We start from the raw sequence: 13,729 nt of genomic DNA, 5'->3' as shown, positions 1-13,729 counted from the left end.
AGGAAACCAACAGCTTACACGCACTGGGCGTGATTCGACCGTGTTGACCGGTCGACGCAAAAGCGAGGCCAACGCAGTCTATGCATTCGGTTGGCCGAAGGCCAGCCGTCCTCACAAGGGCTGCTGGAGGCGGAACCGTTCTCCCAGGTAGACGGCTCGGGCCCGGGGAGAGGCGGCAATCTCGGCGGGCGTCCCCTCTTCGAGGATCTGCCCTTGTGTGATGATGTAGGCGCGGTCACAGATGCCCAGGGTGTCCTGGACGTTGTGGTCGGTGATGAGGACGCCCAGTCCACGCTCCCGGAGCAGGAAGATCTGCCGCTGCAGGTCGCCCACGTTGATGGGGTCCACGCCGGCGAAGGGCTCGTCGAAGAGGATGAAGCGGGGCTCGGGCAGGAGGCTCCGGGCAATCTCCGCGCGGCGGCGCTCGCCACCGGAGAGGGTGCCGCCCAGGGACTCGGCGACGTGGGTGAGGCCGAACTCCTCCAGGATGGCGGTGGCGCGTGTCTCGCGGGCGCGCTTGTCCAGGCCCTTCTGGAGCTCCAGCACGGCCAGGAAGTTGTCGCGCACGGTGAGCTTGCGGAAGACGGACGCTTCCTGGGGCAGGTAGCCCACGCCCCTGCGCGCCCGGCGGTGCATGGGCAGGTGCGTGAGGTCCTCGTCGCCCACGCGCACGCGGCCCGCGTCGGGCGTCACCAGGCCCACCACCATGTTGAAGCTCGTCGTCTTGCCGGCGCCATTGGGGCCCAACAGGCCCACCACCTCGCCCGGGGCCACGGTGAAGGAGACGCCGTTGACGACCTGGCGACCGCGGTAGGCCTTCTTCAGGCCATCGGCGTGCAGCTTCCCGTCGCTCATCGTGGAGCAGCTTCCTGGGGCTGCGCGGGCGTCGTGCGAGCGGGCGTGCCCTTCTTCTTGCCAGGCGCGGGGGCCGACGGCGGGGACTCGAAGATGATGACGGCGTTCTCCACGTCGAGTCGCTCGCTGCCCAACGTGAGGCGCACCTTCGTCCCACGCATGTACGTCGTCCCCTGACGCGCCTCGGGCGTGCCCGTGACGATGAGGACTCCGCTGGCCACGTCGTACTCGGCGCGCTCGCCCCGGGCCATGCGGTCGCCGTCCACCGCGTGCACTCCGCCGGTGCACACCACGCGCGTCACCACGCGTGACGCGGCGAAGTAGGCAATCATCCGGTCGCACTTCAAATCCAGGGTGCGGTGCTTCACCTTCACGTTGCCGGTGAGCGTCGCCTGCGACTTGCCGCCCTCGATGAGGTCGGCGTTGATTTGCACCGGCTCCTTCAAATCCACCGGCCCCAGCGGGCCCTGGCTCGGGCTCGCCGCCGGGGTGCCCGCGTCCGCGACGGGAGGCGCCGTCCCGCCATCCCCGAGCGTGGCCGCGACGGCGGGCATGGGCTGCGCCACGAAGAACGCCATCACGAGGAACTCAATCACGCTCAGCCGCTCCCAGCACGGTCTCCACCGAGCCTTCGAAGTTGAATGTCTCATCCGGGAAGGACAGTGAGAAACGGTCCGCCCGCAGTCGGTACGCCGGCCCTCGCACCTGCACGCCCTCGTTGCCATGCGCGCCCTTCTGGACGGCGTCGTAGGTCAACCGGGGCGTGTTCACCACCATCCCCTCGCCCGTGCGGACGACGACGCCCCCCGAAGCCACCAGCTGCTTGGACGCGAGGCTGCCCTCCATATTCGGAGCGCTGATGTCCATGCCCGCCGACGTACCCACCGACATGCCCTCCTCCGTCGTGCCCGGAGGCATGCGCAGCGTCGCGTTGGTGGCCTGCACGTCGCCCCCCGCGCGCTGGTAGGTGAGCTGCTCGGCCTCACCCGACAGCGTGAGGCGCTCGCCCTCGTAGGACATCAGGCGCGCGCCATGGAGCACCACCTGGGGCGGGGGCTCCCGCGGGGGCCCCTCCGTCTGGCGGCGCGGGGAGCACGCCGCGACGAGCAGGCAGGCGGCGAGGAGTCGGACGGACAGGCGCGGCACGGGGGCGTTCTATCACCGGGCGGTGGCGTGCGCCGCCTCGACAAGCACGGGTTGTGGGGCCACGGGAGGTCGCGTCTTCCAGCGCTGGTGCATCCACACCCACTGTTCGGGGGTGCGCCGGATGGCCGCCTCGATTCGCGCGGACAGGGCCTGGGTGAGCTCCAGCGCCGCCACTTCGCGGTCCTCGCTGACGGGCACGGGCACCTCCTCCATCGACAGCCGGTAGCCCCCACCCTCCACGCGGTGGCAGAAGCCCGTCACCACCGCCGCGCCCGTGCGCACCGCCAGGTCCGCCGCCGCGCGAGGCGTGGCCGCCAGCTCCCCGAAGAAGGGCACGAAGAGCGACTGCACCTTGGTGTCCTGGTCGATGAGCAGGCCCAGAATCTCGCCGGCCCGCAGCGCGCGCAGCATGGCCCGCGCCGCGCCGTCCTGGCCGCGCCAGATGCTGCGCACCCCACCCCGCGCCCGGAAGCGCTCCACCAGCACGGTGAGCCGGGGGTCCGTGGTCTCCTTCGCGATGCTCTGGCTCGGGTAGCCCGCGCGGGCCACGCGGCGGGCGAGCAGCTCCCAGTTGCCCACATGGCCGGAGATGAAGACCACGCCCTTGCCTCGCGCCAGGGCCGCGTCCAGCACGGCCCGGTCCGCGTCCGGCCAGGCCACCAGTTGCTCCAGCCCCCGGTCCAGGGCGCCGGTGCAGGCCACCTCCAGCGCCGCGGCGCCCAGGTGCCGGAACGAAGCGCGGCCCAGGGCCTGCCGCTCCGCGTCGGACTTCTCCGGGAAGGCCACGGCCAGGGACTTCAAGGCCTTGCGGCGCTCCCCACCGGCCAGCGTGTAGGCAAGTCCGCCCAGGCGGAAGCCCAGGGCCCGGGCCCAACCCAGCGGGAGGGGTTGAAGGCACAACAGGACGCTCCGGATGAGCAGGTACCGGAGGAAACGTTTCAGGCGCTTTGCTAAGGGGGGATGCTCCACAGTCGCTCCATACCCCATGCGCGAATACAACTTCGACGGGCTCGTCGGTCCTACCCACAACTACGCAGGCCTGTCGCCCGGTAACCTGGCGTCACAGAGCCATGTCGGAGAGCCGAGCCATCCCCGCGAGGCCGCGCTCCAGGGTCTGGAGAAGATGCGCTTCGTCTCCAGCCTGGGCGTCGGACAGGCGGTGCTGCCTCCCCAGCCGCGCCCCTCGCTGCGCGCCCTGCGGGCCCTGGGCTTCACCGGCACCGACGAGGAGGTCATCACCCGCGCCGCGCGAGAGGGCGAGCACCTGCTGCGGCTCACCTCCAGCGCCTCCTCCATGTGGACGGCCAACGCCGCCACCGTGGCCCCCAGCACGGACACGGCCGATGGCCGCGTGCACCTGACGCCCGCCAACCTGTCGCAGATGTTCCACCGCGCGCTGGAGGCGGACACGACGCACTCGGTGCTGCGCTCCATCTTCTCCAACGAGAAGCACTTCGCCGTGCACGCGCCGCTGCCGCCCGGCAGCCACTTCGCGGACGAGGGCGCGGCCAACCACACACGGCTGGCCACCCCGGGCCACCCGGGCGTGCACCTGCTCGCCTGGGGTCGCAGCGCGTGGCAGGACGTCCCTGGCCCCAAGCGCTTCCCCGCCCGGCAGACGCTGGAGGCGAGCCAGGCCCTGGCCCGGCTGCACCAGCTCGACTCGCGCTGCGTGCTCTTCCCGCAGCAGCACCCGGAGGGCATCGACGCGGGCGCCTTCCACACGGACGTGCTCGCGGTGGGCAACGAGCGCTTCCTCATGCTGCACGAGCTGGCCTTCGTGGATTATCCCGGCCTGCTCCAGGTGCTGCGCGAGAAGCTGGGGCCGGACTTCCGCGCGGTGGTGGCCAGCAGCGCGGAGCTGCCGCCCAAGGACGCGGTGAAGGCGTACCCGTTCAACTCGCAGGTGCTGACGCTGCCGGATGGGACGATGGCCATTGTCGCCCCGGTGGAGAGCCGCGAGACGCCCGCCGCGCGCGGCTTCCTGGACCGCATCCTCGCCGAGGACACGCCGGTGAAGGCCGTGCACTACCTGGACGTGCGCCAGTCCATGAACAACGGCGGAGGTCCCGCGTGCCTGCGCCAGCGCGTGTGGCTCACGGACACCGAGCGCCGGGCCATCGACGCCGACGTCTTCTACACGCCGGCCCTGCACGAGTCCCTGGCCGCGTGGGTGCGCCGTCACTACCGCGAGGTGCTGCGGCCTCGTGACCTGCAGGACCCGAACCTGGCGCGCGAGACGATGACCGCGCTGGATGAGCTGACCCGCATCCTCAAGCTGGGAAGCGTCTACGACTTCCAGCAGTGAACCAGCGCCGCCTGCCCGCCTGCCCCAGCGACGAGGCGGCGGGCGCCTGGCGGATGGCCCTGATGTCGAGGGGCGCGGGGTGTGGTGGTCGGAACTGTCGGGGTGAGCACCTTTCCATCAAGGAGGTGACGCCCCGTGATTCCCGCATCCATCCAGCACTACCTGCAACACAACCGTGTCCTCTATGAGCGCTACTGGCACCCGCGTGCTGTCACTGCACAGGAACTGGCCCAGACGCTCCATGTCTCGGGTTGGCGCGTGGCCAAGTCCGTCATCGTCATGGCGGACCGACAGCCGTGGATTTTCGTCGTGCCCGCGGCGGGCACCGTGGACCTCGCGCGCGTGAGAGAGCTCCTGGGCTGTCGCACGGCGAGGCTCGCGACGGAGCGAGAGTTCTCCAACCACTTCCCTGACTGCGAGCTGGGAGCCGAGCCGCCCTTCGGCGAGATGTACGGGCTCCCCGTGGCGGTGGACGAGACGCTCAGCCTGACGGAGCACCTGCTCATCCGCGCGGGCTCTCACGAGGAGGCCCTGGAGATGCGCTTCCAGGACTTCGCCACGCTGGAGTGGCCGCTGGTGGCCTCGTTCATCCACGAGGGACTGCAGCAACCCGTCCCGTCGGTGATTCCCATCACTCCGCTGCTGATGGAGCTGGAAGCGCCGATGCCCGCCTGACCCGAGGTCCGCGGGCGCTAGGGCTCCACGGGAGGCTCTCTCGGGCCTCCCAGAAGGTGCTCCAGCTCCTGCGCCCTCGGGTCTTCCATCAGCTCCTTGCGACGGGCGGCCACCCGGGCTTCCTCGGCGGACTCCAGACGCGACACCCACGCCCGCGCGGCCTCGCGGGAGTCGGGCGGCAACAGGCCCAGGCCCTCACGCACCGAGCGCGCCGCGGCGTCATAGCGACGCAGCGTCTCCTGCAACCGCGCCACCGCGAAGTACGCGTCTGGGCTCGGCACCAGGCGCGCCGCCGTCTGTCGTCGCTCCACGGCGCGCGTCAGAAAGCCCTCGCGCTCCAGGCCCTCCGCCTCCATCGACAGCAGCAGCGCCCGCTGGCGGTAGTCGGAGATGAGGCCGCCCACTGACTGGAGCGTCTCGCGAGCCCGCCGCGTCAGCCCCGCTTCCATCTGCCAGGAGGCCAGGGTGAAGGCCAACTCCACGTTGGCCGGGTGACGCGCCCGCAGCGCCTCCACGGCCCCGAGCGAGGCGTCACGCTCACCCTTGCCCTTGAGCACCTCGGCACGCAGCAGCGCGGTGTCCAGTCGCTCCGGCTCGCGACGCTCGACCTCCGTGCAAGCGGCCTCCGCTTCCGGCAGCTCCTTGCGCTGAAGTCGCAGTCGAGCCTCGCGTGCCCAGAGCTCCGTCACGCCGTGCTGCCCCTCGAAGTGTTCGCGGGCCCAGGCGCCGTAGGCCAGCGCCAGTTCCTGCCGTCCAGGCGTGTTGCGCAGCGAGTCCATGAGTCGACCCGCCACCTCGGTCGAGGCCGGCGTCATCGATGACAGGTCCTCCACCGTGCGCACCCGACGAATCGCCTCGCCCAGGAGCGCGCCCGTGTCTCCGGCCTCATGCGCCAGCCGGTACTCCAGGAAGCCCTGCGAGCGTCGCCCCAGGGACAGCAGCGCGCGCCCCGCCACGCGATGGGACACGGAGTCTCGAGGAGCCAGGTACAGCGCGCGGTTGACGAAGGCCAACGTGTCCCCCGCGCCTTCACCACCGCGCGAGGCGTGGGCCGAGGCCACCAGTCGGTACAGCAGGTAGTCCGAGGGGTGACGGTCGATGAGCTCCAGGCCCTTCGCATGCACCGCGTCCACCGGCCCTCGAGCGGCGACGAGCGCCGCCAGCTCCGCCTCCGCGTCCGCGAGCCGATGTGCCCCCGGCACGAGCGCCAGCAACCCCACGCCCATCAGCACGACAACCGAGCCCAGCAACACGAGCGAGGGCGCCAGGCTGACCTGGGTGCCCTCCGTGGCCGTGGCCTTCCCGCGCTCGCGAGGCCGAGCCACCGCGCCCAGCACGAGCAGCGTGGCCACCGCGCAGGCCGGAAGCTCCCAACTGAAGTCGAAGAGGTTGTGCAGGCCGAGCGCGGCCACGCCCGACAGCGCCGCCAGCTCCAGCGCGTCCAGGTCCTCGCGGCGCAACAGCCGCACGAAGCCCCAGACGGCCACGGCCAGCAGCAACAGCCCCGGGAGTCCCAGCTCCGTCGCGGCCTGGAGCACCGCGTTCTCGGGATGAGTGAGCGTGTTCGGGTTGGGCTCGGACTGATAGCGGGGGAACGCCGCCTCGAAGGCGCCGCGTCCCATGCCCAGCACGGGGAACTCCAGCGCGGCCCGAGCCATCATCGGCCACAGCGACACCTTGGACTGGCCCAGCTTCTCCAGGCTGTCCGCGGAGCGAGCCTCGGCCCAGAGCTGGTCCGCCGCGACGTATGCCCCCACCGCCAGCACCGCCAGCAGGCCCAGCAGGGCGGCGGTGCTCCGGGCCCATCGAGGCGCGCCGCCTTCGCGACGCTGACGCACCAGCCACAGCATCAACAGCGCCTGGCCGAAGAGGAAGAAGACGATGCCACCGCGCGACAGCGACAGCACGACGCCCAGGCCACTGGCCCCCGCCGCCAGCGCGAAGGGCAGCGCCTTCGAGCGGGGACGCGTGGTGAGGGCCAACCCCACGCCCACCGAGGCCGTAAGCCCGAGGAAGCCCGCGAGGTGGTTGGGGTTGGCGAAGAACGTCACCAGCGTGGGCCGCGCATGCACCCAGGGCCGCAGCCCGAAGAGGGAGTGCACGCCGAGCAGTCCATGGCCCAGGCCGACCACGACGACCGCCGCGCCACTGAAGGCCACCACCGCGAGCAGGCGCCGACGGCTGTCCCGGGCCCGGCACACCTGGACGGCGGCGAGGAAGGTCAGCAGATAGGCGAGGTGCTTGGACAGCTCGCGCCACGTGGCCGAGGGGTCCAACGACACGGGCCGGGCCCCCGTGAGGCCCAGCGGCTCCAACGCGAACTCGCGCAGCGCGGCGGCCTCCGGACTCAGCACGCGCAAGAGGCCCTGCGGCAGCGGAACGAGCTGCACCGCGCACAGCACCACGCTCGCCGCCAGGGGTACGGCCAGCAAGGGGAAGCGCAACGACTGGCCCTGGCGACGGGCTCCGATTCCCGCCAGCACCGCCGCCGCGCCCGCGAGCCCCATCAGCGGCCAGGACACCCACCGCGCCGCGCCGCCGAGCGCCAGCGGACACACCACGACGAGCGCGGCCAGGGCCGCTTCAGCGAGCCGGGTGTACCGGGAGCAGCTGCGATACGAGGAGGCCATTCGGGGCGAGGGCGGTGAGTATGACACGGGCCTCGAAGGCCTCTCCTTTCCAGCCCGCGTTCCCCCTGCCTGGTGGCTGACAGAGCCGGCAGGCTCGGAGCTGGTGGGGCCCCCTGCGCGTGACTGTCGGGCGCCGGAAGCCGCCCTGCCCCAGGGACTCAAGGCCCCAGGCTCGCCAGCCCACCGTTCCCGGCCACGCCGAGCGAGCGGGCCCGCCCGGCATCCATTCATGCACGCCCGGGCCCGGAGTTGGCTTGCATCCGGAAGACCTTCTGGCATGTTCGCCGCACCCATGCGCCGCTTCCTCCTCACCGCCGCCCTCCTCTGCTCCACCCTGTCCGGACTCACCGGCTGCAAGGGGGCCTGCCGCGAGCTGTCCGAGAAGCTGTGCGACTGCTCCATCAACTCGGTGGAGAAGGAGCTGTGCCTCCAGGACGCCGCTCAGGAAGAGAGCCGCGTGGAGCCCACGCCCGAGGATGAGGTCATCTGCGAGGCGAAGCTCGAGGGCTGCGACTGCAAGAAGATTGAGACCCCCGAGGGCAAGCGCGAGTGCGGCATCGCCCGTGAGGGCGGCATCGACTGACTCGGGTGGCTCAGGCCCCCGGCACCACGGGCTTCGTCGTCACGGCCCCATCCGCGTCCACCCAGGGCTGAAGCGCCTTGCGCACCCGGGAGCGAAGCGGCGTCTCGACATACCGGTGCACCAGCACGGACGTAGGCACCGCCAACAGCAGCACCGAGCCCAGCCAGCCCAGCGGCGTGTTCAGGTCCACCCAGGGCGACAGCACGCGCTCCAGCTTCATGGCCGCCTCGCCCGCGGGGTACTGGAGCAGGTACAGCGCGTAGCTCGCCGCCCCCAGGTGCACCACCAGCGGGCGTGACAGCCCCCAGCCGAGCCACCCTCCCCCGCGCGCCAGCCCGTACACCAGGAGCCCCGACGCGGGCGCCAATAGCGCGTTGTGCATCAGCGGGTAGGGAATCCGCTCTCCCGCCGCGCCGGCCACCACCAGCAGCGCCGCGCCCAGCAAGGCCAGCACCCCGCCCGAGCCCTTCGTCCCACCCGCCGCGCGCTCACGCACGAAGCACCAGCCCAGGAGCACCCCGAAGAGGAACTCCGGCAGCCGCGCCAGCGGGCTGAACTTCATCACCGACAGCCACAGGCCCTCCGTGTGCGCGTTCAGCGTGCCCGGCCCGTCCGGCCGCAGCACGACGTAGAGCACCGGCGGCAACAGCCCCAGCCCCCAGACCGCGCCCATCAACACGGGCAGCCGAGAGGGACGCACCGTGGGCAGCCACCGCGCGAGCCGGGGGAAGAGGGCATAGAAGAACCCCTCCACCGCCACGGACCAGCCGGGGGGATTCCAGTACAGCGCCAGCCGGGGCACCCACGCCTGCACCAGCGCCAGCGTGGCCAACGCGCCCACCGCGAGCTTCACGGCGGCGAGCTTCCAGCCGTTGTCCGCCACCGACGCGAGGATGGTGGGCGGCGCGGACAGGAGGAAGGTCAGCAGGTAGACGGGATAGACGCGGGCCACGCGGGCGGCCAGGAACACGCGTGTCCCCGTCTCCATCCGCCCGTCGACGTCCAGGTAGTTCCAGGCGAGGACGAAGCCGGACAGGACGAAGAAGACGCCCACGGCGGAGTAACCCGCGCCGATGAAGTCCTGAAGCCACTCCGGCGCCGGCGCCAGGGCCGGGCGCGCGAAGTGGAACAGCACGACATGCAGGGCCGCGAAGAAGCGCAGCCCCGTCAGGGCCTCGAGTGAACCGCCTCGGCTCACCGGCGGCCGATGCCGTAGTACGTGAAGCCCAGCTCCCGGATGCGCACCGGGTCGAACACGTTGCGCCCGTCGAAGATGACCGGCGTCTTCATCAGCGACTTCATGCGCTCGAAGTCCGGGTGGCGGAACTCATTCCACTCGGTGACGACGAAGAGCGCGTCCACGCCCTCCAGCGCCTCGTACGGCACGCTGGCGTAGCGGATGCGGTCACCGAAGACGCGCTTGGCCGCGTGCGTGGCCACCGGGTCGTGCGCAATCACCGTGGCGCCCTTGCCGATGAGTCCCTCGATGACCTCGATGGACGGCGCCTCGCGCATGTCGTCCGTCTTCGGCTTGAAGGACAGACCCCACACGCCGAACTTCTTGCCCTCCAGCGAGCCGCCGAAGTGCTTGGTCGCCTTGTTCACCAGCAGCTTCTTCTGCCGCTCGTTGGTGCGCTCCACGGCGCGCAGCAAGTCCAGCTCCAGGCCGAACTCACGCGCGGTGGCGCCCAGCGCCTTCACGTCCTTGGGGAAGCACGAGCCGCCGTAGCCCACTCCCGGGAAGAGGAACGGGTAGCCGATGCGCTTGTCCGAGCCCAGGCCCTTGCGCACGAAGTCCACGTCCGCGCCGACCTTCTCGCACAGCGCGGAGATGTCGTTCATGAACGAGATGCGCGTGGCGAGCATCGCGTTGGCGGCGTACTTGGTCAGCTCCGCCGAGCGCGTGTCCATGAACAGCACGGGGTTCTCGGTGCGCACGAAGGGCGCGTACAGCTCGCTCATGACCTTGCGGCCGCGCTCGGAGTCCACGCCGATGACGACGCGGTCCGGCTTGAGGAAGTCGTCCAGCGCGGCGCCTTCCTTGAGGAACTCCGGGTTGGAGACGACGTCGAACTCGATGCTCGTCACCTTGCGGATGGCGTCGCGCACCTTGTCCGCGGTGCCCACCGGCACGGTGCTCTTGTCCACGACGACGGTGTACTGCTTCATCGCCTTGCCAATCTGCTCGGCGGCGGCCAGCACGTACTGGAGGTCGGCGTCGCCCGTCTCACCCTCGGGCGTGCCCACGGCGATGAAGACGACGTGCGCGTTGGAGACGGCCTCCGGCAAATCGCGCGTGAAGAACAGGCGCTTCTCGCGGACGTTCTTCTTGATGAGCTCCTCGAGACCGGGCTCGTAGATGGGCACCTCGCCCGCCTGGAGCATCCGAATCTTCCGCTCGTCGATGTCCACGCACGTGACGTCGTTGCCCGAGTCCGCGAAGCAGGTGCCCGCGACCAGGCCGACGTAACCCGTTCCGATGATGGCGATACGCATTGAAAGAGTCCCAGTGGGGAGGTGTTCTTGACTGGAACTCATACGCCGGGACGCGCTCGGAAAGAAAGCCCGTCCCAGGGGCCAGGACAGCGGCCGGGCAGCCTCACTGCCCCGTGAGCAGACGGCGCACTCTTTCCAAGCCTCTGAGAGCCGAAGTGCGGCCGGGGGTGCTGACTGGACCCACCACCGTCCTGTCCAGCAGCTCCCGAGTGGCCCGTCGCAGCGGAGGCAGGGCCGCGGTGGCCTCCGGAGCGGCCTCCGGGAAGAGCCGGGCGACGATGGACAGCGAGGTGTAGAGGGCGCGCTCCAGGCGCCACTCCGCGGCCCGGGCGAGCAGTGCGGGGATGTCGAGCGGACGGGAGTACACGCCACCCATCCACTTGGCGCCGGTGACGAGCTCTCGCAGGTCGATGAAGGAGAGCCACGGTACGTCATACCCCTGACGTGCGTGCTCCAGGCACACGAGGAGGACGGAATCCTCCAGGTCGGCCCGGAACATGGAGGGGCCGTAGACCTTCATGGGCTTGGCGCGCTCGATGATGCCGGCGGTCTGCTCGCGGCGCTGGGGACCCAGGATGTCGGAGTAGAGGTAGATGGCGGTGCGCCCGTCGGAGACGAGCCTGGCCGCGCCGCTGTGGGAGGTGTCCGTCTCCGGCCTGAACTCGTGGTTGGAGAGGAAGCCGGCGAAGCCGTCCACGTCCATGCGGCGCATGAGGAGCTGGAGGTCCAGCACGGGGCGGAAGCCGATGTGCGGATAGAGGGCCTCGGCGAAGGCGGCGGAGCCCATGAGCACCAGCTTGCGGCCTTGCAGCTCGTCGACGACCTGCTTGAAGTTGACGAGCTTCATCACGTTGTCGTTGACGGAGCCCTGGTAGATGGCGAGCAGCCTGTCGCGAGCCCACTCGGGCGCGGCGGTGGCGCCCAGGCGGTACTCCAGGTTGTACGCCGCCAGCGGGGCCAGGCCCTGGGCGATGGCCCAGTCGACGTATTCCTCCCAGGGCGCGCCCTTGAGGGCTCCTCGCGGTGGTTCGAACGAGGCGAGGACGCGGAAGGTGTCGAGCAGGCTGAGCGGCATGGTGGCCCCCTTTAACGGGCCCACCGCATCACCTGCAATCACTGCCTGCGACCCACGGGACGACGGCGTGGTGGACAGAGGACAAAGACCCGCCCCTGGAGGGCGACTCGGGCCCTCAGAGAACGGGCGGCGACGACGTGGCGGCGCTCGGAGCCGTGGGACTTGGAACAGGCGCGCCCTTCACGGGCACGGTGAGCAACTTCCCTTGGAACGCGACGGTGTGCCCCACCAGCGCGGGGCGGAGCCATTCCTCGCGGCCCAGGGAGTCGAGCATCGGAGCCGCGGGCACGACGACCACGGGCGCCGTGCGAGCCTCTCGCGCGATGGCCTCCTGCTCGGAGGGGAACGGACGCCAGGGACGAGGAACCAGCTCGGGGAGGTGGAGATGCCGGGAATCAGCCCCTCGGGGTACCCCGTCGTGACAAAGAAGAGGGGTCGGCCCTCCCGCCACGCGAACGATGTCCTCCAACTCACGCTTCTCCTCGGGGCGAACCCAGGAATCCTGGTGCCCATCAGCCCAGGCTCATCCGAGCGCTCGCGCCACGCATTCACCGCCCCTTTCACGAACGACTTGCCGCCCACCAGCGCCAGCGCCACCAGGGACCAGTGCACCGCGCGAAGATCAACCGCACACAGCAGTCCTACGAGGAGGAAGAGCCCAGGTAGTTGAGCCAGGGCCCGAAGAAGATCGTGGCGAAGGCCACGTGCAACAAGGCGCATGTCACGGCGACCTCGGAGCGCATATCACCCTGGAGCCCCCTCGCAGCACGCGAGGCCTGAACGCGCCGAGCACGAGCAACACGGAGGCCACCAGCCAGAAGCCCGCGAGCGTTCCCAGGTAGTAGCGGTAGTTGACGCCCGTCGGCGCCACGAGCGAGTCGACAAGGCGACTCAGCGAGTTGGCACGAGCGGCGTAGTGCACCACACCCACCAGGGGCAGTGTGGTGCGCACGGTGCCTGGGAATCCGAGCACCGCGACACAGGTCGAGAACCCTAGCACTCCAGAGAGCATGCCCGGCCAGAGCTGGTGCCAGACCTCGCGAACGCTCGAGGAGCGACGCAGAATCCCCCCAGGAGCGCCGCGTAGAGCAGCCCCATGCTCGGCTTCACCAGGGCCGTTAACACCGCGAGCACCAGCGCCCAGTGGCGCCGTGGTAGGCAGCAGCAATCCGCTGTGACAACAAGGCCCTGCCCTCGGCAGCCAGTCGGAACAGACCGCTCCGGGCAAGACCCTTGACCATCAACCCAGCTCACATCGACAGGAGAGCGCACCTTCCGTCTCCCATCGCCTAGCTTCGTCCCGTCGCGAAGAGTCACTCGACGTCCGCGTCGAGAGTCTTCAAGCCGGAAGACAAAGGAGCCGCCCAGACCCGGTCGATGTCATCAACGGACTGAGCGTCCCACCCAAGGGCGGAGGAGTTCGTTGAACCCCTCGTCGCTCAACCCGCCATAGCCAACCCGGTGCCAAAGTCCCGACTCCAACAAGACTCTGAGTGGAATCACGGGGAATGCACGCTTGAAGTACGAGACAATCCCACTGTGAGAAACGCCACCATCAATCATTGAACCTAGGAGTTCAGCCAACTCCACAGGAGTACGCTGTTTCTCTTCAGCACGAAGCACAGACAGCACCTCTTCGTCATTCATCGAGTGAACTCCACAACAACATGCGTGGCGTTATTGACAAGGACCTTCACATTGTTGAACCCAGCCCTCAGAGCCATCTTGCCCGTAAACGTGCCGTATTGAGCCGCATCTTCCGCGTTCATGAAGCCCCGTTCAGCCAGCTTGAACGATCTGAAGTTGTCTCCCATGTCCACGGAGTTGATCCAGGGTAAGCGTTCACGGGGTGGTGCACGCCTGAGGGGCCAGTTGGGCTGCGAACGGTGGGCCTCACCCCGCTCGACGTGGACCGAGGACGGATTAGAAATACAGGGACGTGGCCACGCCCGACCCGAGAG

General features: G+C 69.9%; 12 protein-coding genes. 3 read left to right on the top strand and 9 right to left on the bottom strand.

Annotated features, from left to right (window positions below):
- Positions 1–111: 111 nt before the first annotated feature.
- Genes lptB through G4D83_RS19265 form a run of 4 tightly spaced genes read right to left on the bottom strand, consistent with a single transcriptional unit; the run spans position 112 to position 2,970 of the window.
- The gene (lptB, locus tag G4D83_RS19280; protein ID WP_163866263.1) at positions 112–855 is read right to left on the bottom strand and encodes an LPS export ABC transporter ATP-binding protein; all 744 of its coding nucleotides are present in this window, start codon (positions 853–855) and stop codon (positions 112–114) included.
- On the bottom strand, positions 852–1,451 hold the full coding sequence (locus G4D83_RS19275) for an LptA/OstA family protein (RefSeq protein ID WP_163866262.1): 600 nt from the start codon (positions 1,449–1,451) through the stop codon (positions 852–854). The genes lptB and G4D83_RS19275 overlap by 4 nt, the downstream gene beginning before the upstream one ends.
- Positions 1,444–1,992, bottom strand: coding sequence for a hypothetical protein (locus G4D83_RS19270; RefSeq protein ID WP_163866561.1), 549 nt, complete (start codon positions 1,990–1,992; stop codon positions 1,444–1,446). The genes G4D83_RS19275 and G4D83_RS19270 overlap by 8 nt, the downstream gene beginning before the upstream one ends.
- Before the next feature lie 21 nt (positions 1,993–2,013).
- Complete coding sequence (locus G4D83_RS19265) at positions 2,014–2,970, bottom strand: lysophospholipid acyltransferase family protein (protein WP_163866261.1); 957 nt, start codon at positions 2,968–2,970, stop codon at positions 2,014–2,016.
- Between the two features lie 16 nt (positions 2,971–2,986).
- Between G4D83_RS19265 and astB the strand changes: the two genes are divergently transcribed.
- Positions 2,987–4,309: an N-succinylarginine dihydrolase gene (gene astB / locus G4D83_RS19260; RefSeq protein WP_163866260.1), complete on the top strand. Its 1,323-nt coding sequence runs from the start codon at positions 2,987–2,989 to the stop codon at positions 4,307–4,309.
- Positions 4,310–4,444: 135 nt separating this feature from the next.
- The gene (locus G4D83_RS19255) at positions 4,445–4,984 is read left to right on the top strand and encodes an aminoacyl-tRNA deacylase (RefSeq protein ID WP_163866259.1); all 540 of its coding nucleotides are present in this window, start codon (positions 4,445–4,447) and stop codon (positions 4,982–4,984) included.
- Positions 4,985–5,001: 17 nt separating this feature from the next.
- Here the strand turns inward: G4D83_RS19255 and G4D83_RS19250 are convergent, their stop codons facing one another.
- Positions 5,002–7,641: an O-antigen ligase family protein gene (locus G4D83_RS19250; RefSeq protein WP_420826643.1), complete on the bottom strand. Its 2,640-nt coding sequence runs from the start codon at positions 7,639–7,641 to the stop codon at positions 5,002–5,004.
- A gap of 250 nt (positions 7,642–7,891) precedes the next feature.
- On the opposite strand from G4D83_RS19250, the gene G4D83_RS19245 reads away from it, so the two are divergent.
- Positions 7,892–8,197 carry a hypothetical protein gene (locus G4D83_RS19245; protein WP_163866258.1) on the top strand — a complete coding sequence of 102 codons (306 nt, stop codon included), beginning with the start codon at positions 7,892–7,894 and terminating at the stop codon, positions 8,195–8,197.
- A 10-nt stretch (positions 8,198–8,207) separates the two neighbouring features.
- Here G4D83_RS19245 and G4D83_RS19240 read toward each other — a convergent pair whose 3' ends face one another.
- From G4D83_RS19240 to G4D83_RS19225, 4 genes are all read right to left on the bottom strand, one after another.
- Positions 8,208–9,395, bottom strand: a complete 1,188-nt coding sequence (locus G4D83_RS19240; RefSeq protein ID WP_163866257.1) for an acyltransferase family protein — start codon at positions 9,393–9,395, stop codon at positions 8,208–8,210.
- Entirely contained in the window at positions 9,392–10,693 is a 1,302-nt protein-coding gene (locus tag G4D83_RS19235; protein ID WP_163866256.1) for a UDP-glucose dehydrogenase family protein, read from the bottom strand. The genes G4D83_RS19240 and G4D83_RS19235 overlap by 4 nt, the downstream gene beginning before the upstream one ends.
- 103 nt (positions 10,694–10,796) lie before the next feature.
- A complete protein-coding gene (locus tag G4D83_RS19230) occupies positions 10,797–11,768 on the bottom strand; it encodes a nucleotidyltransferase family protein (RefSeq protein ID WP_163866255.1) in 972 nt (323 codons plus the stop codon).
- Positions 11,769–12,489: 721 nt separating this feature from the next.
- Complete coding sequence (locus tag G4D83_RS19225) at positions 12,490–12,720, bottom strand: hypothetical protein (RefSeq protein ID WP_163866254.1); 231 nt, start codon at positions 12,718–12,720, stop codon at positions 12,490–12,492.
- Between the last annotated feature and the right edge of the window lie 1,009 nt (positions 12,721–13,729).

The sequence above is a fragment of the Myxococcus eversor genome (genome assembly GCF_010894455.1).
GTDB lineage: Bacteria > Myxococcota > Myxococcia > Myxococcales > Myxococcaceae > Myxococcus > Myxococcus eversor.
The sequence above is the reverse complement of the archived record's forward strand: the minus strand, read 5'-3'. Positions and strand labels throughout refer to the sequence as shown.